At 54.9% G+C, this 24,270-nt stretch carries 11 protein-coding genes and 12 pseudogenes; 9 read left to right on the forward strand and 14 right to left on the reverse strand.

The window, feature by feature from the left end:
* Positions 1-39: 39 nt before the first annotated feature.
* Together PSH88_RS19360 and PSH88_RS19365 are read left to right on the forward strand one after the other, a co-directional pair.
* Positions 40-705: a polysaccharide lyase family 7 protein gene (locus PSH88_RS19360; RefSeq protein WP_305422134.1), complete on the forward strand. Its 666-nt coding sequence runs from the start codon at positions 40-42 to the stop codon at positions 703-705.
* 79 nt (positions 706-784) lie between these two features.
* A pseudogene (locus PSH88_RS19365) lies at positions 785-1,195 on the forward strand (transposase); the annotation flags it as partial.
* Positions 1,196-1,586: 391 nt separating this feature from the next.
* On the opposite strand, the gene PSH88_RS19370 reads toward PSH88_RS19365, so the two are convergent.
* The 5 genes and pseudogenes from PSH88_RS19370 to PSH88_RS19385 form a co-directional block, all read right to left on the reverse strand.
* Positions 1,587-2,615, reverse strand: a complete 1,029-nt coding sequence (locus PSH88_RS19370) for an IS110 family RNA-guided transposase (protein ID WP_305422136.1) — start codon at positions 2,613-2,615, stop codon at positions 1,587-1,589.
* A 262-nt stretch (positions 2,616-2,877) separates the two neighbouring features.
* Positions 2,878-3,756 (reverse strand): annotated as a pseudogene (locus PSH88_RS19375) (IS5 family transposase); the annotation flags it as partial.
* A gap of 6 nt (positions 3,757-3,762) precedes the next feature.
* Positions 3,763-4,467 carry a C39 family peptidase gene (locus PSH88_RS30515; protein ID WP_370694658.1) on the reverse strand — a complete coding sequence of 235 codons (705 nt, stop codon included), beginning with the start codon at positions 4,465-4,467 and terminating at the stop codon, positions 3,763-3,765.
* Positions 4,468-4,518: 51 nt separating this feature from the next.
* Positions 4,519-5,217: an alpha/beta hydrolase gene (locus PSH88_RS19380; protein ID WP_305422138.1), complete on the reverse strand. Its 699-nt coding sequence runs from the start codon at positions 5,215-5,217 to the stop codon at positions 4,519-4,521.
* An 883-nt stretch (positions 5,218-6,100) separates the two neighbouring features.
* Positions 6,101-6,914, reverse strand: a pseudogene (locus PSH88_RS19385) (IS3 family transposase); the annotation flags it as partial.
* 2 nt (positions 6,915-6,916) lie between these two features.
* Between PSH88_RS19385 and PSH88_RS19390 the strand changes: the two are divergent.
* A pseudogene (locus PSH88_RS19390) lies at positions 6,917-8,405 on the forward strand (IS3 family transposase).
* 48 nt (positions 8,406-8,453) lie between these two features.
* Here the strand turns inward: PSH88_RS19390 and PSH88_RS19395 are convergent.
* Both PSH88_RS19395 and PSH88_RS19400 read right to left on the reverse strand, forming a co-directional pair.
* Complete coding sequence (locus PSH88_RS19395) at positions 8,454-9,272, reverse strand: hypothetical protein (protein WP_305422139.1); 819 nt, start codon at positions 9,270-9,272, stop codon at positions 8,454-8,456.
* Positions 9,273-9,433: 161 nt separating this feature from the next.
* A pseudogene (locus PSH88_RS19400) lies at positions 9,434-10,686 on the reverse strand (IS256 family transposase).
* Positions 10,687-10,750: 64 nt separating this feature from the next.
* Between PSH88_RS19400 and PSH88_RS19405 the strand changes: the two are divergent.
* Together PSH88_RS19405 and PSH88_RS30520 are read left to right on the forward strand one after the other, a co-directional pair.
* Positions 10,751-11,195: pseudogene (locus tag PSH88_RS19405) on the forward strand (IS21 family transposase); the annotation flags it as partial.
* A complete protein-coding gene (locus tag PSH88_RS30520) occupies positions 11,173-11,418 on the forward strand; it encodes a hypothetical protein (protein ID WP_431312689.1) in 246 nt (81 codons plus the stop codon). The pseudogene PSH88_RS19405 and the gene PSH88_RS30520, both read left to right, overlap by 23 nt.
* Here PSH88_RS30520 and PSH88_RS19415 read toward each other — a convergent pair.
* A pseudogene (locus tag PSH88_RS19415) lies at positions 11,398-12,295 on the reverse strand (IS630 family transposase); the annotation flags it as partial. The gene PSH88_RS30520 and the pseudogene PSH88_RS19415 sit on opposite strands and share 21 nt — an antisense overlap.
* 230 nt (positions 12,296-12,525) lie before the next feature.
* Here PSH88_RS19415 and PSH88_RS19420 point away from each other — a divergent pair.
* Positions 12,526-13,209 carry a nitroreductase gene (locus PSH88_RS19420; RefSeq protein ID WP_305422141.1) on the forward strand — a complete coding sequence of 228 codons (684 nt, stop codon included), beginning with the start codon at positions 12,526-12,528 and terminating at the stop codon, positions 13,207-13,209.
* Positions 13,210-13,433: 224 nt separating this feature from the next.
* Positions 13,434-14,397 (forward strand): annotated as a pseudogene (locus PSH88_RS19425) (IS30 family transposase).
* Here PSH88_RS19425 and PSH88_RS19430 read toward each other — a convergent pair.
* Both PSH88_RS19430 and PSH88_RS19435 read right to left on the reverse strand, forming a co-directional pair.
* Positions 14,387-15,372 (reverse strand): annotated as a pseudogene (locus tag PSH88_RS19430) (IS30 family transposase). The pseudogenes PSH88_RS19425 and PSH88_RS19430 overlap by 11 nt on opposite strands.
* 324 nt (positions 15,373-15,696) lie before the next feature.
* A complete protein-coding gene (locus tag PSH88_RS19435) occupies positions 15,697-16,527 on the reverse strand; it encodes a hypothetical protein (RefSeq protein WP_305422144.1) in 831 nt (276 codons plus the stop codon).
* Positions 16,528-16,675: 148 nt separating this feature from the next.
* On the opposite strand from PSH88_RS19435, the pseudogene PSH88_RS19440 reads away from it, so the two are divergent.
* Positions 16,676-16,855: pseudogene (locus PSH88_RS19440) on the forward strand (recombinase family protein); the annotation flags it as partial.
* 606 nt (positions 16,856-17,461) lie between these two features.
* On the opposite strand, the gene PSH88_RS19445 reads toward PSH88_RS19440, so the two are convergent.
* The 4 genes and pseudogenes from PSH88_RS19445 to PSH88_RS30525 form a co-directional block, all read right to left on the reverse strand.
* A complete protein-coding gene (locus PSH88_RS19445) occupies positions 17,462-18,532 on the reverse strand; it encodes a heparin lyase I family protein (protein WP_305422145.1) in 1,071 nt (356 codons plus the stop codon).
* Between the two features lie 50 nt (positions 18,533-18,582).
* Positions 18,583-19,629: a transglycosylase SLT domain-containing protein gene (locus tag PSH88_RS19450; RefSeq protein WP_305422146.1), complete on the reverse strand. Its 1,047-nt coding sequence runs from the start codon at positions 19,627-19,629 to the stop codon at positions 18,583-18,585.
* A gap of 42 nt (positions 19,630-19,671) precedes the next feature.
* On the reverse strand, positions 19,672-21,876 hold the full coding sequence (locus PSH88_RS19455) for a type III effector HrpK domain-containing protein (RefSeq protein WP_305422148.1): 2,205 nt from the start codon (positions 21,874-21,876) through the stop codon (positions 19,672-19,674).
* Between the two features lie 730 nt (positions 21,877-22,606).
* A pseudogene (locus PSH88_RS30525) lies at positions 22,607-23,574 on the reverse strand (IS30 family transposase).
* A 100-nt stretch (positions 23,575-23,674) separates the two neighbouring features.
* Here PSH88_RS30525 and PSH88_RS19465 point away from each other — a divergent pair.
* Positions 23,675-24,255: pseudogene (locus PSH88_RS19465) on the forward strand (NADPH-dependent FMN reductase).
* Positions 24,256-24,270: the final 15 nt, after the last annotated feature.

Consider the following 24,270-nt stretch of genomic DNA (forward strand, 5'->3'; position numbering starts at 1 on the left):
CCTGCGAATTAACCCACGACCTATCAGGGAGCCCATGCGATGATCGATCTAAGCACTTGGAACCTAACCATCCCGGTTGGCACGCCTGCCCGAGTCATCGAGACGCCGCGCCTGGTGGACGGTTACTCGGATTCGTATTTCCGCTCCGGCAATACGCTGTTTTTCTGGGCGCCGGTGACGGGCGGGACTACGTCCAAATCCGAGTTTCCACGCAGCGAACTTCGCGAGACGTACAAGGACGGTGAACTGCGCAATTGGACGTACCCCGAGGCCGATCACCGGATGACGGCCAGCCTGTCAGTCAACCAAGTGCCGTCGGAAGGAAGGGTGGTGATCGGGCAGATTCATATCTACCAGGGCAAGGGCCCGCTGCTGAAGGTCGAGTATGTCTATGACAAGGCCAAGCAGACCGGCAGCGTGATTGCCAACTATCGACTCAAGCCGGGCAGCGCGGACACCAAGGTGGTGATTGCCGAGGATATCGAGTTGAACAAGCGGTTCACCTACGAGGTTCGCTTGAGCTCGGCGGGCTACCTGCATGTGATTTCGCAAGGTTACCGGTGGGGCAAGCAGCTCAGCAAAAGCTGGCAGAGCAAACAGCTGTATTTCAAGGCCGGGGCCTACACCCTGGACAACACCGGCTACAAGACCGAAGGCGCGCAGGTGACGGTCAACAAGCTGGAGGTCAAGCACAGCAAGGGTTGACTTGGCGTGCTCGACCACGCCCCTGGACAAGCGGTAACTCGAAGTCACGATGATCGGCAACTCGGGCCAGCGCTCAGCTAGCCTGGTGGGCACGGCGGCCAATGTGGAGGACGTGACGCAGGTCGATCAGTTGCTGCATGGCGAGGAAACTTACGTCTGCGGCGATGCGGGTTACACCGGCGTGGACAAGCGCCCGGAGCATCAGGGTCGCAAGATGATCTGGTCGATTGCCGCCCGCCCAAGCAACTATAAAAAGCACGCGAAGAAAAGTTTGATCGGTCGCCTGCGACGCAAGATCGAATACGCGAAAGCACATGTACGGGCCAAGGTTGAGCATCCATTTCGCGTGATCAAGCGCCAGTTCGGCTATACGAAAGTGCGCTTTCGTGGCTTGTCAAAAAACATCGCTCAGCAGACCACGTTGTTCGCCTTGTCGAATCTGTGGATGGTGCGAAAACGGTTGATGGGTATGGGCGAGGTGCGCCTGTAATGCGGGCTGATCGCCCTGAAGCAGCGCGATCAGCGGAAAGAACCATGAATTAAGGGTAAGAAAGGTCTGATTTTCGGTCGCGGTAGGGATGGCAGTTACCTGCCACCCCCCGCACATACATGGACGCCCCCGGGTTGCCAAGCTTTCAATCTGTGACGGCTCGATGGTTGAGATTGCACTCATACATCCGGACTTTCGGTGCGGCGTTACCGCTGTCCCTGATGGAATCCGCTGGCCGAGTTCTCAATAGATCTGTGTGCTCATGGCACGCTGTGCGGGTCAGATTTTCTTGGCCACGGTCTTACCAGTTTTGCCATCAATTCATGATCACCTGAGCAATCAATAGCGTTGGTCTACTACAGGTTGAGTTGACGTCTTCAAGCCGCTCCGATTACGCGACGACGGTCGTGTAATCGAAGCGGAACTCGCGGTCACCGGCCAACAAGGCCCATATAATACGGGCGTTTTTATTAGCCAGTGCAACGGCTGCCACATTGGCTTTACGCCGCTTAAGTAGCCGGCCAAGCCAGCTGTCAGAAATCTCTTTTCGCTGTGCAGCGTAGATCATCGACCGTGCCCCCTGGATCAGTAGCGTCCGTAGATAGGAGTCCCCCCGCTTACTCATCCCCAACAGCACCGTCTTACCACCAGTGGAGTTCTGCTTCGGCACCAGCCCAAGCCAAGCACTCACCTGTCGGCCATTCTTGAAACTCTTGGCATCGCCAAGAGAGGCTACCATCGCACTGGCCGTGATTGGCCCAATGCCTGGAATCTTGGCCAGCTTGCGGCTGTTTTCGTTCACGCGATGCCAGGCGACAATTTGACTCTCGATCTCATGAACCTGATGATCGAACCCCTTCAACTGTTCCAGTAGACGCTGCAAAAGCAGACGAAACGAGCTCGGCAACTCGTTGTGCTCATCCTCAATAAGCTCCGGCACACGCTTGGCGACATGTGCGATGCCCTGTGGGATTACAAGACCAAATTCGGCTAGCAGCCCACCGATCTGATTAGCCTGCGCTGTCCGAGCCTTCACGAATCCCTGACGAACCCGATGCAGCGACAGCACAGCCTGTTGCTCAATGTCCTTAATCGGCACAAAACGCATGTTTGACCGACCTACCGCTTCGCAGATAGCCTCAGCATCAGCTACATCGTTTTTGTTCGTTTTCACATATGGCTTTACGAATTGCGGGGCCATCAGCCTCACATCATGACCAAAGCTGCGCAGCTTACGAGCCCAATGGTGGGCGCTTCCACAGGCCTCCATACCGATCAGGCACTGCGGCATGATGGCAAAAAAGGTGGCAACCTGGTCGCGCTTGAGTTGCTTCCGCAGAACGGTCTTGCCATGTTCATTAACACCGTGCACCTGAAATACATTTTTCGCCAAGTCGATACCAACGGTCATAATTTTCATGCCGGATGCTCCTCTTGGTTTGTGGTTTCTGAAGCCCTTCTACTATGGCACGTTGAAGTCACTGGTTTGTGGGTGGGGGCGTCCATACCAATAGATCCGTACCTGCGGAACTACCGCATACGGCTCCTGCCTCGGGTGTGTGACGCGAAGCGATCCTCAGGGTAAGGATGGATGTGCATTTCTGGGTCTAGGTATGTAGAGGTCAGCAAGGCGTCCGTAGCGTGACCATTGAAGCCGATTACGCTGGCTGCGACGTTTGAGTGCCACGAAAGCGTACTTTCGTATAGCCGAACTGGCGCTTGATCACGCGAAATGGATGCTCAACCTTGGCCCGTACCTGTGCTTTCGCGTATTCGATCTTGCGTCGCAGGCGACCGATCAAACTTTTCTTCGCGTGCTTTTTATAGCTGCTTGGGCGGGCGGCAATCGACCAGATCATCTTGCGACCCTGATGCTCCGGGCGCTTGTCCACGCCGGTGTAACCCGCATCGCCGCAGACGTAAGTTTCCTCGCCATGCAGCAACTGATCGACCTGTATTACGTCCGCCACATTGGCCGCCGTGCCCACCAGGCTATGGACTAAGCCCGACTCGGCATCGACGCCGATGTGCGCTTTCATTCCAAAATATTATTGGTTTCCTTTCTTGGTTTGATGCATTTCCGGATCGCGTTTACCGTCCTTGTTCTTGGTCGAACTCGGCGCATGAATGATCGTCCCATCGACAACCGTGCCGTGACGCAGCATCAAACCACGATCACCCAGATAGCCATTGATGACCTGCAAAATCCCGCCCGCCAACTCATGCTTTTCCAGCAGCCGTCGGAAGTTGAGAATCGTGGTTTCGTCAGGAACTCGATCCAGATGCAACCCTGAAAACTGGCGCAGGATCGTCGTTTCGTAAAGCGCTTCTTCCATTGCCGGATCGCTGTAACCGAACCAGTTCTGCATCAAATGAACCCGCAACATGGCCATCAATGGATAGGCCGGACGACCACCGTCGCCCTTTGGATAATGCGGCTCGATCAAGACAACCAAGCCCTTCCAGGGCACCACCTGATCCATCTCGATCAGGAAGCGCTCGCGGCGGGTCTGCTTACGTTTGCCGGCATACTCGGCATCGGCGAAGTACATCTGTTTCATCGGGGCTCAACCGTTCAGTTTGTGCGAGGTGAGTATTTCACCAAATCTGGAAGTCTTTTTCAGAGTTTCCTTAGACCCAGTTCCGTCCGTGCAACGGTAACCGGGGGAGGCATTCTTTCTCCTCACTCCGAAGATCATCGCATTAGGGTCGTCCCACTCCAGGAACGCGTTAAATTGTTCAAGCGTTTTTGTACGTCGGGCCCCGCACCACGGATCGTGGTAAACGACCGTGGTGTCCGATGCGCCGATCAATACGATGCAGTGATCGACAACGTTACTCGATAACCGTCCCGAACATATAATCGGACCATGCCTGTTGAGTGTTTTACAAAGACCTTCGCTTCCCCAGCCTCGTTTGCCTTCAACGCTCAACCTCTTTGGTAGCATGACAGAGATAGGGATTAGACCCTTCTCTTTCAACTGGTCCCTGATTCCGGTGATGCTTAAACCGGTAAATACATCTCGGGGATTTTTGCTCAGGTCATTTGTGCAGCTACCGTGGTACGCAAGTACCATATTGACACTCGCGTCCCCACACAAATTAATGTGTTGCTGATGAAAAAACGGAACCTCCAAAAAAACATAGCGGTCAGCCAAGTCGTTAGGTTGAGTTGATTGCGGCACCCCGTAAGGGCGTGAAATCAAAACCGCTGCTGGGGGGGGCGCGTCCTGGAAGTCGAGCAGTTTCCCAATGAATCCGTTTAATCTCATGGTAAGTCCCTTTGGGCGTTGTCATACATGACCACTCAGTGGTTAGCCAACCTAAATATGGTCCTTGAGGTAACCGAACTCTTTAATAAACTCGTCCTGTTCGCGTATCGCCGGTGAGTCTCGATGCACCCGAGGTAACGCTGGAGGAGTCGGGTGTGTAGCCAAGATCGGTAGGAAGGCATCCTTGATTGCACCGAATTGACTCTCCATGACCACATCGCTCTCAACATGCAGAGCATTGACAGACGTGCCAGTTACATTGAATCCGTTCGATAGCAGGCGATCACGCAGTTGCTCACCTTGTTTACCAAGCCGCTCTTTATCGGTCATCAACAAAATTTTCGTGCCTTTCAGTTCGGGACTCACATTCTTCTCGACGCTCAAGGTACCTGCTGATTGTTTTGCAATGTGGCCAGCGATACCACCGATTTTCGGATAATGAGCACGCGTTGCTTTTGACGTACTCGGCATTGGCCGATCCAGGATTAGACCAGCCACATTATGGCCGTCTGATTGGGCTTTCGACGCGAGATGTGCGGCAATGGGACCACCCATCGAGTAACCATGTAGTATCACGTCTTCTGCCGGAATCTTCAGCGTCTGGGTCAGGTGCTTGAACATCGCCTCCGCGTCTTGGTACAAGCCTTGCTCACTGGGCGTGCCTTCGCTTTTCCCGAAGCCTCGGTAGTTGACAGCCAGTACATCAACCCCGTTTTTCTGGTATTTATCTGCTATCGCTGGCGTATGCATCTCTGACGGTGCACCCGACCCGCTAAGTACCAACGCAACTTTTCCGGTTTTTTCATCAGGACGGGCTTTATAAAAATAGCCTTCTAACTTCCCACCTTTTACTTTTATTGTTACGGGCTCGACTTGTTTCGTGTGGATCGCTTGATTAATCTTCGATTGTTGAGCATCTTCAATAAATTTTCTTTCAGTTTCATTTCCAATACCTGATTCCGCATGAACTTTGTCAATCCGATCGAAGGTCGAAAGTTTCCCTCGTCGCGTTGATTTCTGGGCCTAGGCTCCTGACGTTCAACGTTTTGGTTTTCAACGCGGTCCTGCGCAGAAGGAGCAGTGCCGGAGTCCTCGGGTGGTGAGCTGTGTAGTCCGATGTACCGGCTGAAAGAAGGAATATTTAACATGAGTGCGTTTCTCGTTCAGGCGTGCGCTTTGCTTTCCATGCGTTAGTTCGCCCCAGTCATCGGGTGCCATCGAAGGCACGATGTGCTGATGGACTGCCCGCCATTGTTTCTTGCGGTACCGCTTCATGGGTGGCATAACCTTGAATGCGGTTCCATTGACTCGCTCTCATGGAGCTCTTATTCCGGAGCTTGAAAACCGAAAAAATGGCATTCCACTGCGTGGCAAAACCGCCACCCCGCCATTGGCAGATCGCGTGAGCCCATCGCGATGCAATGCGACGGGCTCACGCTATCTGCAAATGACGAGTGGTCATTTGCCCGCTTTAGAGCCGTGTTGCCTGGCCCATGTGCCTGGCCAGCCTCTGGAACCTCATAAGCCCTTCTGACCACCCACTGAGATTCACGTCGTTTCGTGCGGCCGATTCGATCACTCAGAACAGGCCCAGACCGGTGTTTTGCAAGGTAGTTGTCGCGTCAGCTGTGTTTTATGCGGCTACTTTCAGTACTGGCAACTCCCTTTCCGGGTTAAGCGTGACAGCCCCGATGGCTGCCAATTACGCGTCTCACCTGACCAGCGATGTGGGTGTTGATTACGAGCTTGCTGATACAGCACATGGCGCTTGGCCAAGACCTGTTTATCTTCACCGCGATGACGTTAAGCCGGGGTTACGAAGCGGATGCGGCTATGGCGGTGCTGGTGGTTGTACCAGAGGATAAAATCACGTACCCAGATCCGTGCTGCGTCCAAATTTTCAAAGCCGCCAGTCGGCCATTGCGGGCAATATTTCAGGGTTCTAAACAGCGACTCCGAGTAGGGATTATCGTTGCTGACCCGTGGTCGTCCCCGTGAGGGAGTGATGCCCAAGTCGTACAGTTTGCTCAGCAACGTCACCGATTTCATCGGCGCGCCGTTGTCCGAGTGCAGCACCAAGGGCCGCCCCGCAAAGCGTTCGGCAAGTACCGTGCGCTCCATTAGTTCAGCCGCCCGCTCGCCGCTTTCTTGCTCGTAAACCTCCCAGCCCACGGCCTTACGGCTGTAAATGTCCTCAATCAAATACAGGTAGTAATACTTTCCACGCACTGGCGAGGGAAGGTAGGTAATGTCCCAAGACCAAACCTGATTGGCGGTGGCGGCACGGTGAGTCGTCGGCGATGCATGTTTGTGCGGTGCATGGCTGCGGCCACGACGGTGCTGCTGATTAGCCGCTTTGAGGACGCGATAAAAGGTCGACTCTGAGGCAGGTAACGGTCTTGATCGGCCAGTATTGGCACGATCTGGCTGGGTGGCAGGCTGACAAAACATGTCCGTGGCCGAGTTGTCGCGTCAAGAAGGCATCTCCCCAGCCACCCTGTATGCTTGGCGCTCCAAGCTCAAAGCAGGAGGCGCCGTGGTGCCCGGAGATAAAAACAGTGCCGATAGCTGGTCGGCTGAAGCCAAGTTCGCAGCGGTATTGCATACGGCCACATTGAGCGAAATCGAGCTCAGCGAATACTGTCGCAGCAAGGGCCTGTACCCAGAGCAAATAGCCGCTTAGCGTCAAGCCTGCATCACTGGCCAGCTGTCAGCTCAGGCGCAACGTCAGCTCGAGCGAGAGCAAGCGCGTGCCGATAAAAAACGCATTGCCGAGCTGGAGCGCGACCTACGCCGCAAGGATAAGGCGCTGGCAGAAACCGCTGCGATCCTGGTGCTGCGAAAAAAGATGAATGCCTTCTGGGGAAGCGACAACGAGGACGTCTGACCTCGTTGCCAGAACGGCTACAACTCGTTGAGCGTTTTAACCATGCTGTGGCTTCTGGGGCGCGTAAAGCGATTGCCAGTGCAGAGATAGGGCTGTCGCTGCGCAGCCTGCAACGCTGGGCGCTGAGGCCTGTAATGCAGGCCGATATACGCACCACCATGCTACACCCACGACCACTCAATGCCCTGAATGAGCAGGAGCGCTGCGCCATTTTAGAGGTCTGCAACAGCCCACCATTTGTCAGCCTGCCACCCAGCCAGATCGTGCCAATACTGGCCGATCAAGACCGTTACCTGCCTCAGAGTCGACCTTTTATCGCGTCCTCAAAGCGGCTAATCAGCAGCACCGTCGTGGCCGCAGCCATGCACCGCACAAACATGCATCGCCGACGACTCACCGTGCCGCCACCGCCAATCAGGTTTGGTCTTGGGACATTACCTACCTTCCCTCGCCAGTGCGTGGAAAGTATTACTACCTGTATTTGATTGAGGACATTTACAGCCGTAAGGCCGTGGGCTGGGAGGTTTACGAGCAAGAAAGCGGCGAGCGGGCGGCTGAACTAATGGAGCGCACGGTACTTGCCGAACGCTTTGCGGGGCGGCCCTTGGTGCTGCACTCGGACAACGGCGCGCCGATGAAATCGGTGACGTTGCTGAGCAAACTGTACGACTTGGGCATCACTCCCTCACGGGGACGACCACGGGTCAGCAACGATAATCCCTACTCGGAGTCGCTGTTTAGAACCCTGAAATATTGCCCGCAATGGCCGACTGGCGGCTTTGAAAATTTGGACGCAGCACGGATCTGGGTACGTGATTTTATCCTCTGGTACAACCACCAGCACCGCCATAGCCGCATCCGCTTCGTAACCCCGGCTTAACGTCATCGCGGTGAAGATAAACAGGTCTTGGCCAAGCGCCATGTGCTGTATCAGCAAGCTCGTAATCAACACCCACATCGCTGGTCAGGTGAGACGCGTAATTGGCAGCCCATCGGGGCTGTCACGCTTAACCCGGAAAGGGAGTTGCCAGTACTGAAAGTAGCCGCATAAAACACAGCTGACGCGACAACTACCTTGCAAAACACCGACATCAACGATCTAAGTTTCGACGGTTGAAGGACTTGGAGACGGTGATTTTACGGCCAATGCTTCGAAGTGGCCGCCCATGTCCAGAATGAACCCTTCTTTGGCATCTGGGTGCTTTGAGCCCTGTATCTCATCGAGAACGTGCCCAGGCAGCACCTGAATCACATGGATACGCACTTGCTCATTGGGCGGCTTACCAAAGTTGAGGTTGTCCACGAATCGCTTTGCCAGCGTGCCGCTCGCCAGCACCATTTGGTCTGGCTCTTCCTCGCCGCCCTCCCTCGCTATACGGAATCTTTCGATAACATCCGCATCGGGTATCCCTTGGGGTCGCTTACCGCTGGCCATTGCTGATATCTGCCGAGCGGAGATGAAAAAACAGTTGTTCTTTTGCTGGGTAGTTTTGCCGTCGTTCGAAAGCCTTTGAAAGTCCACGCCGAACGCTTCGTCGTATTGTTGCGCCGTCGCGGTTCGGGCCTGGGTCAGTGCTGTCAGCTGCTCTAGAAAACCGCCTTGAGCAGCAGTTCTGGGGGACAAGTGCGCTTGCAAGTCGAGTTCTAACCTGTGGGCAAGGTTTGCCAGGCGCGGTTTCGCCCGCCCATAGGCTTCGGCGGTCGCCCGCGGATTGCTTGCAAAAGAAAGGTTGGGGAACGCGTTCGCGCGCGCCGTGCGCGGGAAGTTATCGGCTCGGGGCGGCGGACCATTCGGCGGCGGTGCACTGTTACTTGGGGTGTAGGCGGGTTGCTGAGGCATGCCCGGCGGCGGTGTAGGCATAGTGGTACCCTGCTGTGTACGAGCCTTTTTAAACCCCTCGGTAGCGATGCGGCTCAAGCTTGACCTGCTGGCAAGGAATGCGGTGCGAGCTTGCCTTGCAGCTACGGTATCCTTGGGGGGGCGCGCAGCGGCACCGGCAAACGCCTCGGCAACGGATTTCCCCAGCGAAAGCAGTACCTTGCGAGGGTGTCCCTGATTTTGTGTAAACGGGATTTCTATTAAACCGTTAACAGCCGGTCTTCAAACTGGATACTGAAGCGATTCAAAGCCGCTTTCCAGTCCCGGATCGGCATTGTCCACTTTTTGCTGATGTTGTTCAGCGCCAGATAAAACAGCTTCATAACCGCCTCATCGGTCGGAAATGACGCACGCGTTTTTATCACTTTTCGCAGGCTCATGTTGATCGATTCGATAGCATTGGTGGTGTAGATCACCTTGCGAATTTCGGCTGGATAGTCAAAAAACGGGATCACCCGAGCCCAGTTTCGTCGCCATGACAGGCTGATTGATTGGTACTCGGCGTCCCATTTTGCCTCAAATTCGCAGAGCCGTTGCTCAGCCAGCTCGGCGGTGGCTGAGGTGTAAATCAGCTTGAGATCAGCCGCACTTCTTTCTGCCGCCGTTTCCACGATACGAAGTTCAAACTGTTGCGCACCATGTGCACGATGCACAGCTGAACGACGGCTTTCGGGTAAACCGTTTCAATCGCCTCTGGGAAGCCTTTGAGGCCGTCCACGCAGGCAATGAGATGTCCTGCACGCCCCGATTCTTGAGTTCAGTTACCACTTGCAGCCAGAATTTGGCGCCTTCGGTTTGCGCGATCCACAAGCCCAGCACTTCCTTGTGCCCCGCCATATTGACGCCGAGGCCAGGTAAACCGCCTTGTTGCGCACGGCGCCGGGCATCGCGCACTTTGACGTGAATGCAGTCCAGGTAGAGATCGGGTACAGCGCGTCCAGCGGTCGGGGCCAGAGCTTGACCTCGTCACTCACGCGTCGGTAATCGCCGGGATCAGGCTGGGAGAGACCTCTGTGCCGTACATCTCCTGCAAGTGCGCCTGAATTTCTCTGACACTTAAACCGCGAGCGTAGAGAGAAATAACTTTGTCATCGAAGCCCGTCCAGCGGGTTTGATGCTTGGCCACCAGCTGCGGCTCGAAGGAGGACTGGCGGTCGCGAGGTATGTCCAGCGGCAGTTCGCCGAAGTCGCCCTTTAGGGTTTTACCGCTGTGACCGTTGCGCGCATTGGCGGCAGCGTTGGTGATCGCTGCGCTTTTGTCGTGCCCCAGGTGTTCGGTCATTTCGGCTTCAAGGGCCCGCTCGACCAGCATCTTGGTGAGCTGTTTGAGCAGGCCGTTTTCACCGATGAGGTCCTCGGGCTTTTTGTAATTGGTCAGCAGGCTATCGGCCAATTTAACCAGTTCAGGATCAGGCTTGACTCGTTTGGCGCGCTTGGGTTTTGGCTCGGTCATTGGATTTCCTTGGGGTAGGCAGTCTCCTGCCAAATGACCGTTTACACAAAACTAATTACACCCTCGGCGAGTGGCCAGCCACCTGTTGCTCCCGCGGCGCGGCGCCTACAGCACCCAGAGCGAACACATGCCTGCCTCGCACAAGGCCCATCGCGACTGGACACCCCAGCGCCTGCTCGACTGGGGCGAACGGATCGGCCCGCACGTCCGGCAGATCGTCGAACATCAACTGACCCACAAACCCCATCCGGAGATGGGCTACCGCTCCTGCCTGGGCCTGCTCTCGCTGACCCGTCAGTACGGCAACGAGCGCCTTGAAGCGGCGGCATCGCGCCGTCCAGCTGCGCGCGCTCAACAGCCGCACCGTGCGCAACCTGCTCAAGCAAGGCCTTGACCAGCACCTGCTGCCCAAGGCCACCGCTGTACATCCCGCCCGCCACGAGAACGTGCGCGGTGCTGACTATTACACCCAAAAGGAGCTGTTCAATGATGACGCAACACACGCTTAATCAGTTGCACCACCTGCGGCTCAGCGGCATGGCCACTGCGCTGGAAGAGCAATGGTGTAGTGGTCTAATGAAACCGGACACCCATTTAGGCGAGAATGCTCGCCAGATCGAGGTGTCAGATGACCAAACAACGCCGTTCCTTTACTCTGAATTCAAGCGCGAGGCTGCCGACCTCGTGCTCAAACAAAACTACAGCTACATCGAAGCCTTCCACGGCGTTTAGCCACGAAGCACTGGTCGGCGTGAAGTGCTGTTTGAAACGCGGGTGCTTCTCCAGCCATTGCTTGATGGCCGGTGTTTTTTGCGTCGAGCTGTTGTCCAGAATCACATGCAGATCAAGCTCTGCGGGCGTCGCGCGGTCGATCTGTCGCAGGAAGGCCAGAAACTCTTTAGCCCGATGGCGTTGGGTTATCCGCCCGATAACCTGGCCGGTCAGGATGTCAAAAGCGGCATACAGACTGGCGGCGCCATGGTGTTTGTAATCATGCGTGCGTCGCTCGATCTGGCCAGGGCGTAGGGGCAACATCGGTTGCGTGCGACCCAGTGCCTGGATCTGCGTTTTCTCATCAACCGACAGCACGATGGCGTTATCCGGCGGGTTCAGATAAAGCCCGACGATATCGACGACCTAATCGGCAAAATGCAGATCGTTGCTGATCTTGAACGTTTTCAAACGATGGGGTTTAAGGTCGGAAGAGGCCCAGACTTGTCGCACTTGCCAAGCCTTAACGGTGGCATATTTGGCCATCAAGCGCACACTCCAATGCGTCGCTTCACGAGGCACGCGCTGGGTGGTCAGGGTAAGAATCTCCTTCATTTTTTGAGTGCTGAGTTTGCGAGGCTGGCCACTTCGAGGCAGGTCGCTCAAGACCTCAAGACCTCAAGACCGCCTCCAGGTAGCGCTCTCGCCATTTGAACACCACCGGCGCTGAGACCTGGAGCTGATGGCTGACGTCTTTAGGCGTTAATCCATCCGCCAATAACAGCAGAATTCCGGCCCGCTGCCCGAGACGTTGTGGCAGCGAGTCCATCCGCGACCAGCCGTGTGGTGTCGCTTGTTCAGATGGCGTTAAAACGAATGGGGCGGTGGGTTTGGCCATGCGCACTACTGCTCAGTGAGGTCGAAGTCTGGTCTGTATATCGACATGTTCTTCGATAATCGACCTAACCGCTCAGAATACTAGGCTTGCGCGTACTGTAGTTGCGCTTTCCATTGAACCGGTCATGCACCTGCTGCATTACGTTCTTGAAGAGCGTTCACTGGGTTTTACCTGGACGCCGTGCAACACTCTGAAAACAAATTACAAGATCGCGACGTTATGGGGGTGGCATGAGTTTATTTACAGATGATTTCGATTCGCTAGTGGAGTCGCGCAAAGCGATTCGGGCTTTTCTAACGAAGCCAGTACCTCGGGAGTTAATTACCAACATAATTGATGTGGCGCGTTTGGCTCCGAGCAACTCAAACACACAACCGTGGACAGTACACATAATTACGGGGAGGGCCAAGCGGGATCTCAGTGCATTGTTGGGAGTTGCCCATATTGACCCTCTTACAAAACCTCTCGTACATCTCCCTGACAACCTTTCGCAGAAGTATCGCACACGTCAAGAGCAGTTTGGGGCGCTGTTTTATGGCGTCCAGAATGTGGATAAGTGTGACGTTAACGCCCGCTCTAAGGTGACTAGTCGAAATTTTGAGTTCTTCGGGGCGCCCGTAGGTCTGATTTTTACTGTTGAGATGAACCTTAAAAAATACAGTTGGATGGATTACGGTATGTTCCTCCAGACTCTGATGCTCGCTGCGCAGTCTCGAGGACTGGCCACCTGTCCTCAAGTTTCATTCGCTCGATTCCAGACGGTTATTGCTGATTTCCTGAAACTTGAAAACGATCAGGAAATTGTCTGTGCCATGTCATTGGGTTACGCAGATGAAAGCTCTCCGCTGAACCAGATGCGTATGCCACGCGAGTCCACGCATGACTTCACTCATTTTATTGGCTTTGATCAATAGTCAGTTTTTTTTGGCCCATTCTCTTATTAAAGTGAAGGCGGTTGCAGGAGCTAAGTGCAACACGGTTATTGGATTGAAGTGGGCGCATCGTGCCGCATAGCCATGGCCTTTTGCATCACCTTACTCATCCTGAATTCATAGAATAACTGCAACGCTTGAAACGAGAGGCAGAGAGCCAGCCACCGGTAGAATCCAGGCTCTCACACCAAAGGATTCAAGCGCAGATGACCACGCCTTACCGGCAGCTAACTCAGGGCCAACGTTACCAGATTGAGGCTGGCCTGAGGGCCAAAGAGAGCCAAGCCAGCATCGCTAAACAGGTGGGCGTGCATCCTTCGACGATCAGCCGTGAGGTTCGCCGTAACAGCCCTAAAAAGATTTACATGGCGGTTTGTGCGACCCATGAAAGTGATGCTCGGCGAGCCGGAGCGCGTAAGTTTTGCAAGCCGCTTACCTGGCTGAGCCATCACCTGGCGATATGGCTCAAGCATGGGATGAGCCCGGAACAGATTGCTCATCGGTTGAAGCAAGAGAGGCCGGATCAGACGGTCAGTCACGAGTGGATTTATCGGTTTATTGCCAGCGACCAACGAGGTGGCGGCGAGCTTTATACGCATCTTCGCCACCGTCGAAAGCGCTACCGTAAACGCTATGGAAGCCACGATCGGCGGGGGCTGTTGCGAAATTGGGTGTCTATCACCGAGCGCCCTGAGAAGGTCGAAACCCGAGAGCGGCTGTGGGGATTGGGAAGGAGACACGGTGCATGGTGTGGGCGGTAATCTGGTCACCCTGGTTGAGCGTAAAAGCGGTTATCTTAGCGCTTACCCGGTCAAGCGCCGAACTCGCCGTCAAGTCTCCCGGGCGATCAACTTACAGTTCAAAGGGCATGTGGTGCACACACTGACGTTGGACAACGGCAAGGAGTTTGCCGGTCATGAGCACATCGCGCGCAAGAGCCGTTGCCAGGTGTATTTTGCCGATCCGTATTCATCCTGCCAGCGCGGCACGAATGAAAATACCAACGGTTTGCTCCGCCAGTATTTTCCCAAGGGTAGCGACTTCAGCAAGCTGACCGTTGCCGCCGTAAACCGGGTGGTCGCGCAGATCAATTTACGCCCGCGCAAACGCTTGGGCTGGAAGACACCGTACGAAGTGTATGCAGGGGTGAGCGTTGCACTTATGTGTTGAATTCAGGCATCATTTCGATCGGACATTTGAAATCGAAGCGTTTACGGGGGCGCATATTCAGTTGCAAGGCAATGGCATCCAGTTCTTCCTGGCTGTGTCCCGACAAGTCCGTGCCCTTGGGCAGGTACTGGCGGATCAGGCCATTGATGTTTTCGTTACTGCCGCGCTGCCAGGGGCTGTGCGGGTCGCAGAAGTAAATCGCGATGCCGGTTTTCTGGGTGATCTCGGCGTGTCGCGCCATCTCCCGGCCCTGGTCGTAGGTCATGCTCTTGCGCATTGCCAGTGGGCATGCCATTGAGCGCTGCACTGAAGCCCTCCATCGCCGAGGTTGCCGTCGCATCATTCATCTTCACCAGCATCAGGTAGCCACTGGTGCGCTCCACCAACGTGCCTACGGACGAGGCGTTGGCCTTACCCTTGATCAGGTCGCCTTCCCAATGCCCCGGCATCAGACGGTCTTCAATCTCCGGCGGACGCACATGGATGCTGACCATCTCGGGAATCTGGCCGCGCCGATCCACGCCACCAGAGCGCGGCCTGCGTGTTGTCTTGCTTTGGCGCAGACAGATGATCAGCTCCTTACGCAGCTCGCCGACCGGCAAGGCATAGATCGTTATAGATCGTCTCGCGACAGACGTAGGCATCTCTGAGGCTGGGAATGTTCATGCTGCGCAGCTTGCCGGCAATCTGCTCGGGAGACAAACGCTCACGCAGCATATGAGCCACCAACTTGAAGCGCTCGCTACCCGGCAACAGCTTTCGCATCGGTCGACAAACCTGGCGGCGGGCCTGCATCTGCTGCTGGGCCACACGGGCCGAGTAGCCGCCGCAGGCATCTCGATTGCGGCGCAGCTCCCGGCTGATGGTCGAAGGGGATCGGGTGATCAAGCAGGCAATCCTACGCAGGCTGAAGCCTTGGGCATGACCGATTTGAATGGTGGCGCGCTCTTCAACGCTGAGTTCGGAATAAGACATAGGGGCTGCACCGTACCGGAAAGGTCAGGTGTTGCACTCAGATTTTGCCGCCGCCAGCCTATTTCTACGCAGCCCTGCCCCGCGAGGTACTTGCGGTGGTAGATCCACCGCATGTCCTCGAGATTGCCATTATCTACAGTCTTAATTGGGGGAGCCAGCAGAATTCGGAAAAAATCGTACGCTGAGGTTTTGCTTGTTCCATAACCGAGTGGAGATCAGAGGTTCGAGGCTGCTGGCCCTGTAACGTTGCTGCTCAAAGCTAAGATATGATTTTTGTCAACGCGGTGAAGTCAGAACTCTGAATTAGGTGAACGAAAGAAATATTTAATTTTGCATAGTTTTACCAGAAAAAGAATTTGGCTTCCCCTCGAAATACACGTTAACAGCTCCGCGGCTGTCGGCCAATGTAGCATAATCATTGAACTTTATGATGGTAGATTGTCCGAATGCGGACCTAAAATCCTCGGCCCATGTATCCAAGTTCTCGATAGCGGCGTCTACACCTGCAAATTGAGATCCCGTAGGATCAATGGCTACGTTCTTATCTAACTTAGCAACTACCACATAATGAGTTGCAGGGCAATTATCACTCTGGCTTTTCCAGATATACATGGCTCTGGTGAAGTGCTTAATATTTTTCTCGTCGAGCAAATTTTGGACTATTACAGCGCAGTCATGACATTTTCCGCGAGGCGAATCTATCATTGTCGTTATCTGATCATTTTCGCAGATATAAGATTGAAGATCTTGAGCGTTTGAGATTTCAGCCCCTCCTTGTAACCCCGTATCTGCTGCCCTCATCCATACCTCACGCCCTGCAACAAATTGAGGTTTGCCCGTGGAGAAATCATTTTCCGCCAAAAAGTCTTCTTCAAAAGGCCAAGACACACCTGTGTCAGGATCCGTGACTTGGAATACTGAATGATTCTCGGGGCTACGCTGACGCACGACTTTCTGGACATGGTCGTACTTTGAGAGGTGACTGACCACCTCAAAATTCTCGGGAACGCTTTTCCCTGGCTTGAATACTGCATTTTCAAATTTATCTACATTACTTACAGGGCTTGCAGGGCGATCACTATCCGGTAATTTCTTTGCTTGGGACTCTTGAACAACGGCCATCAGGGCTACAGACGAGGATGTATTAATCTTCATTGGATTGACTCGTGCGAGTGAAATAATTATTTGTGGTATTTGGAAAGTGTAAGTTCCATCTACAGTTTGTGTAATAAAATTTTAGCTGCGTTACCGACCGCCAACCCTGGGCATGCTCGCGGCGAGTTACATCACGCTCCTTGTATTTCTCCCAGCTCGCGGAGCCGATATTGACTTCATGAAGGAAGGCCTTGTGTTCACCGGTGACGACTCGCCTATAGCCAACCTGATGTTGTCGGTCATGGGGGCCTTCGCCGAGTTCGAGCAAGTCCTCATTCGCGAGCGGCAGCGCGAGGGCATTGCCCTGGCCAAGCAACGCGGCGCTTACCCGCCGGTTAATTTGCTGAACCAACTCTACAGGAAGGTCGGCGATACCGATTTTTGTTGATCTGCTCAATGAACCAAGCGCCGGGTGGGCAAACGTCGTCTTATCTGAGGGAAGCTCCGAACTGATCGTTGCCCTGTTCGTGCCAGTAGGAACTATTGGAATCAAGTCTGTTGCGGCCGCTGGGGGTAAAATAGGGGTTGGTGTTGTGCTTGGCGCTATAGGGGCGAGAGGCTGTTGATTATGGGAAATATTAAGTTCCATCCGTTGCAAGTTCCTTCCATTACATATAAATGCCAAGCCTATAACGCCCAGGGGGGGGGGGGCCGAGGATTGGTTCATGGCCGAGTGCTAGAGCTTTGAAAGAGCCAACGCAATGGTGCAGCTCCGCCTTGATCGGCTCATCCGAAGTGTTTTCGAGTTTGTGTCGCGTGACTTCGGAGGTTGCCGAAGCGCACACCGACTGCTCCACCCATAAAAACTTCTGGGAGAAATTGCGGAACTGGCCAGTAGTCATATGAATGCCGGTATTACTACTTACCCCTCAGCTGCTGGACAGTGCCCAGAATGGATTCGTACCCGGCAAATGAACTGATTACAACTCTTCGGTCATTGGCGTAATGGAGAGGCAATATTGAACCCCGAGAAATAGCTGACGGCAGGCGTCCGATCGCCTTCATTGCGGTATTGTCCGAATTTGGCATACGCGTTGTCACTTCGGGTATCAAACATGGTCGAGATTCCGGATTTATCAAAAATGTCCTGTCCATTCTTCGTCACACTGATCGAACCGTCGTCGATGTCGCGCTTGAAATCAATTTGAAAATCCGTCCACTTGCCCACGTCTTTGGAGGCGTCTCCAGGCTGACCAATGTTGAACACTTTAGAGGGTGCATTGCTGGCGTCGCTGGTTTTAAGGTGCAACTGATACTGGCCATCCTTGGTGGCCATCCAAGCACGCGGGCTGGGCTTGGCGTTGTTGTGGTCCAGCACCTGAAAGAAAGTGCCGTCGTTGTCTGCCTCACGCTTCATGCCAAAAGTAAAGCGGTAGGGCTGCCCTTCTTGCAATAGGGTTTCACTCTTGATTTCAGCCCGGGGACTGGTGGAATTTTGAGTGTAATGACCTTTGTTGAAACCCACCTTTATCACCTCGCCACGCTCCGGATCGTTAGCCATGGCAATCACATCCTGTGGCGACTTCTGCACACTAAGCTGGTGGCCCAGTACAGGTGAAGCAGAGGGAACATTTCCCCCTCCCCCCGTCCTATTTGTGCCCGGACGAACACTTTCCTGCGTCGGGTCTTGAGTAGGCGCGCGCTCGTTACAACTGGCCTGGCGGCGACCCGTTTCGCCAAAGCTATCCGTCTGCGACGTACCTGCGTCGCTCATAATAGCTTGAAGACGCTTGATAAAATCGACGATAAGAGCAATGAACTGGGCCAACGGCTCCGACTGGGCTTTGCCACCCGGACAGCATGTGTGCGCATGCGGATCATTGCTCCGCCCTGAGAAGTCGACGTGCGATGCCCTTGGATTGCGTATAAACGAAACAGGTGAATCGGCGCCCTGAGCCGCACCACCCCAAGGCTGTCGAAGGCGCATATCCGCCTGCGCCGAACACAACGGGGGATGGAGGGGAAGATTATCGGCATGCATGCGCACTGGATCAATCGAGTTCATATCGTTTCCTGTCGTGAATCAAACACCTGGCCTGGGTCACAGTTTGATGCTCAGGCTGGCAATTGGCCTTGGCCGCTGGAGATCATTTGAGCGAACTTCAACACATCTGCCGGATAACTCGCCCCCCCGACGCCGCCGGTATCGGCAAGATTGTGCACATTGACCTTGTCCGGGCCCGAGTTATAGGCTCGGAGTGCCGCCCCCATGTTGCCGTCAAAGGCCCTGTTTCCATCACGCAAATAAATCGCACCAGCCAGGATGTTGTCACGAGGCTTGGCAAGGTCTGCACCGCCCAACAATTCCGGATTGGCTTTTTTCAGACCCGCGAAGGTAGCAGCATTGACCTGCATGAGACCTGAGTCGGTTTTGCCGTTGACGTTGGTGCTTGCACTGGCAAGATTACCCCGAGACTCGGCCCAGATCTGGCCCGCAATGATGCTTGGCGGCATACCGGTCACACTGGCCGCGTGAAGGATGTCGTCTCGGTAGGGTTTCAATTGTTCAGGCAAATGCAGCTGACCGCTGTCGCTTGCATGCACCTCACCGGCGGAGGCTCCTACTGCGTTCGCTTGACGTGACTGACCGGAATTAGAGCCCTCGCCTCGCGCTCCCAGGACTTTCAAAGAACCTGGTGGTGGTGCCAGTGAGTTTGTGGCCGAGGGAGATGATTGGGGTGGGTTCGTCGCGTTTTGCGCTCCGGGGTTCAGTAAACCTTCCAACCATTGACCAATAGCGCGCCGGATGAGTTCTACCAACTGGTTCAAAGCATCAGGTTTCGGCGAACCATGCTGCGTTTCGCCACCATCGGCAGGGGGATGAGGACAAGTCGGACGATTCAATCTGCCCCCCTCACGGGTATCGAGCGCCTGGCTGAAGCTGACCGACTTCTCTCCACCGCAAGCGGCAGTGTGATAATGGCAAATCGAACGATTCTGCTGGTGATTTCCAACGGCAGCGGGCAGCGCATTGAGGCCGCCCGCTTGTTTCAGATGGTAATTTCTAACCGCATCGGGCGTCGGGTCAGGGCCAAACGCTTCTTTCAGATGGTAATCTCTAACGACATCAGGCACCTTAACGGGGCTAAGGGATGAGCTCATAGTATTGCTCCTGTATGAATGATAAAGACCGAACGTCGTACATCAGTGTGCTTTGGGGATGCCAAACTGATCCAAAGTAGGATCGACGTTGCGGTCGAATTTCTTTTGCATATCGTGTTTTTTGACTGCCTCGACGATCGCCGCGATGCCTAGGCCCAAGCCGATGACCGCTTCTATCACCCAGCCCACTGGACCCGCCGCCACACCAATGGCCGAAGCTGCGGCGAGTCCTGCTGCATGACCGGCCACCATTCCGACAACTCGCCCCCCTACCGCCCCAGCCATACGACCGAGACCAGCCGAGGCTTCACGTCCGGCGATACTGCGTGCTGCGTCGATACCCTGTTTAGCCGTGGAAAGACCGGCCTTGGTCGCGTCGTAACCGTCCTTGAGCTTTTCGGCTCTGTTTCTAGCATCAGGGGGCGAGTTATTGGTGACAGGCGCTTGTGTGCCGTTGATCAACTGCCCCAACCACTCACGACCTTTGTCCGCCCCCCGCAGTTGAGTAAACGTCGAGTCGACGTACCGTGCCTGCTGCGCCTGAGTAAAATCTCCGGGTAACACCGAGTCATAGATTGCTCTCTGTGCGTCGACCTGCTGGAGTGACCGTGCAGGATCGGCATCCTTGTGTGCCAACGAATGCTTAAGGGCCTGGCCTCTGCTGAAATTCGCTTCATACGAATTTTTGAGCGAGCCTTGAATATCCGGTCGATGGCTGATGATTTGCTGAGCCGTAGGCAAGGAGGCATCGGGCCCCAGAAGGTCTCGTTGCATCTGCAGCTGCGCAGCTTGCCCGTTGATGGCCCTGCTGTAGTCGGGTCTTGCCTGGTCAGCTTTGGCGGCTTTGTCGGCTGTATTCATTTCACTGCGCAGTGCCTGACCGCTGCGCAAATTGACCATTTGATCCTTGACCGCCCTGCCGAGGGCTGGATCGCTGGCGATCAGTGCACGTTCCTGGCTTGGAACAGCGTTATTCATGTATGCCCGCACGTCTGGATCGGCTTGCAACTGACCAATCTTTTCCGCCAGGGCTTCTTCGGTTTTACCGGTTTTGCGCAGACCCTGACCGGCAATGACGCTTTGCTCGGTCTGTTGCAGCTTGACCATGACAGCAGCTTTCTGCTGCCCGCTGTAGTCCTGAGGTCGCTTGAAAATATTTGCATCAAGGGCGCTGATGTCAACGCCTGCAACAGCATTCAAAGTTGCCGCATCGCTTAGCATGCCTGCGAACTCGCCCTCATTGGTCGGCGCCTGGGTCTTGATCCACCTGCTGATGTTCGATGCATCGAATTGATTGTCCTTCGGACTGGTAGCCAGTGCCTTGCCCTCGTCCCCGCCTTTATCGATAAGGTCCAAAAAACCGGGTTGTAAAAAGGTTTTGGAAGCCTGTTTGAGTACAACGGAAAGTCCAGGATTTCCCTCCATGGCTTTCAATCCTTCGACGTTAGTGTATTTGTCTACCTTGCTGTTGCCCGATACTTCCTTCGGACCGGCCGCAGTGGTCAGCGGACTATTGGCCTGAAGCAATGAAGCCGAGCGGACCATTTGCAATGACTGTGGATCAGCGTCGGGATTATCTTTTTGAAACTGAGCCAGGGTTTTGTCTGCGTCATCAGCAGCGCTTTGCATTTTTTTGGCGAAGGATTTTAGGTCTCCGTCGGAAATTTTGCCGTCGGCCTTCCCTCCACGCTTCGCCGTGTCGATGGCGGTCTTGAGAGCAGGATTCTCATTGATGAATTGCATGGCTTTTTGCGCGTCTGGACCTTTGTCAGCTGCCATGCGAGCCGCAGCTATAGGGCGATTGAGCTCTTTTGCAGCCTGCTCGCGCTGCTCGGGCAGCAATCCAGCAACCAAGGGACTCCACCTCTGGAGCTCATCGGGCGAGGAGTACTTCGAGCTATCAAGAAAGTCATTCGCCGTACTTTTTACCGGCGTCGAGGCAGGGGCAGCGTTGCCCAAGGCAATAGCAGGAGGATTGAGCATAGTGCGCAATGCGGGCTCCGTTGCTGATGGACTGGCGACACGGTGCTGGGGAGCAGAGCTTTCGATACCTAGCAACCGCTTTACCAGAACGTCAAAGGACGTCTTTATCGGCTCGTTGACCAAAGCCTGTTTAGCGGACGACTGACCGAAGTGAACCGCATTTGGATGCACATTACCCGGTGTGCCCTGGACCACAGGTACCATAGGCTCCAAGGGCATGCCCGGTAATACCGTCCCGTTTGATGCAGCGTTGGAAATGTGCATGTGCGAGCGCCAGTATCGAGTCGGATGATGTCGATAGGTGGGCATCCATCGCATAATGGTTCCCAATTCAGCAGGATCAGTTTCTAACCCCCACAGACACCGCATGAAATGATCCGTATCAAGCGAGGCCGTAAGGAACTGCTGCGGCGCTGGGCCCACCAATAAGTATCGTGCTTCCTGGACATCTCGAGCCCTGTCCGAGTTGTCCAGGGATGGCTGTCAGCATGTCTTGTTCGTGCTCGCGGAGAATCCGTAGGTGAAGTTTTCTGATATTCGATACCTCCAACCACTTTTGCCTTTGACAAACGAACAAGTACATCCGTCCGAGGAGAAGGTCGACAAACCACCAGGCGGCTTTAGCCAACTAGTGTCCTGTCTCGAAGTAAATTCTCCGCAATATTAGCTATGCTTTCTCGGTCATCACACCATCAGAGGCGAACCGATGGGCGCCCAAGATATTGTCCTGAGTCCTAAAGAACACGCCGAACTCAGCCGCCGCACAAGGTCTGCCACCATCAGTCAACGTGACGGTCGTCGCGCCCGGGGGCAGGCGGCGAACCACCATCCTTGATCCTGGTGCTTCCACTGCTAGAACTGGAGTGGAAACAGGCCAATCTTCTACCCCAAGCACCGGACGGCCGACCGTAACCTTGGCCAACTTTGAAGAGGCGCGAACGCGGAGCTGGAATTTGGGGGATAGGGGCGGTTGCAGGAGCTGAGTGCAACACGGTTATTGGATTGAAGTGGGCGCATCGTGCCGCATAGCCATGGCCTTTTGCATCACCTCACTCATCATTTCGATCGGACATTTGAAATCGAAGCGTTTACGGGGGCGCATATTCAGTTGCAAGGCAATGGCATCCAGTTCTTCCTGGCTGTGTCCCGACAAGTCCGTGCCCTTGGGCAGGTACTGGCGGATCAGGCCATTGATGTTTTCGTTACTGTCGCGCTGCCAGGGGCTGTGCGGGTCGCAGAAGTAAATCGCGATGCCGGTTTTCTGGGTGCCAGTGGCATGCCATTGAGCGCTGCACTGAAGCCCTCCATCGCCGAGGTTGCCGTCGCATCATTCATCTTCACCAGCATCAGGTAGCCACTGGTGCGCTCCACCAACGTGCCTACGGACGAGGCGTTGGCCTTACCCTTGATCAGGTCGCCTTCCCAATGCCCCGGCATCAGACGGTCGTCAATCTCCGGCGGACGCACATGGATGCTGACCATCTCGGGAATCTGGCCGCGCCGATCCACGCCACCAGAGCGCGGCCTGCGTGTTGTCTTGCTTTGGCGCAGACAGATGATCAGCTCCTTACGCAGCTCGCCGACCGGCAAGGCATAGATCGTTATAGATCGTCTCGCGACAGACGTAGGCATCTCTGAGGCTGGGAATGTTCATGCTGCGCAGCTTGCCGGCAATCTGCGCGGGGACAAACGCTCACGCAGCATATGAGCCACCAACTTGAAGCGCTCGCTACCCGGCAACAGCTTTCGCATCGGTCGACAAACCTGGCGGCGGGCCTGCATCTGCCGCTGGGCCACACGGGCCGAGTAGCCGCCGCAGGCATCTCGATTGCGGCGCAGCTCCCGGCTGATGGTCGAAAGGGATCGGGTGATCAAGCAGGCAATCCTACGCAGGCTGAAGCCTTGGGCATGACCGATTTGAATGGTGGCGCGCTCTTCAACGCTGAGTTCGGAATAAGACATAGGGGCTACACCGTACCGGAAAGGTCAGGTGTTGCACTCAGTTTTTGCCGCCGCCAAGTGAATGATATTTCACACACGGCAATATGAGGCGCAGATCAGCATGGCAGTCAAAGTTCTTGCACTATCGGGTAGTACCCGCGAAGGGTCGCTGAATCAAAAACTTTTGAACGTCGCCGTGGAAGGTGCTCGGGCGGCGGGCGCTGAAGTCACAGTGGTGTCACTGGGCAATTTCCTTTGCCATTTTTCAACAGCGATTTGGAGCGAGTGCAGGGTGTTCCGCCTTACGCTCTGGAGTTACAACAGCTGTTGAGTGAGCACGATTCACTACTTTTGGCGTCACCGGACTACAACGGCGGCTACACGGCATTGTTGAAAAACGCTATAGATTGGCTTAGTAGACCTACGCCAGCAAAGGTTTCGGGTTTGGCTTTTTTTGCAAACAAGGCCTCGGCGGTGATTTCCGCTTCACCGGGACCTATGGGCGGTTTGCGGTCAACCCTCGCTATCCGTGGCGTCCTGGAAAAGCTTGGGTCGGTGGTTATTCCTCAAACCTTCAGTCTGGGGGCCGCTCACTTGGCATTTGCCGAAGACAGTAGACTGATCAATGCTGAAGTGGATCAGGAAGTGAAGGCCGTCGGCGCGGCGTTGGTCAAGTTCTCTGAGGTGTTGAAAAAAACCTGAAGCGTCGAGCTATAA

Source organism: Pseudomonas wuhanensis (assembly GCF_030687395.1).
GTDB classification, from domain to species: Bacteria; Pseudomonadota; Gammaproteobacteria; order Pseudomonadales; family Pseudomonadaceae; genus Aquipseudomonas; species Aquipseudomonas wuhanensis.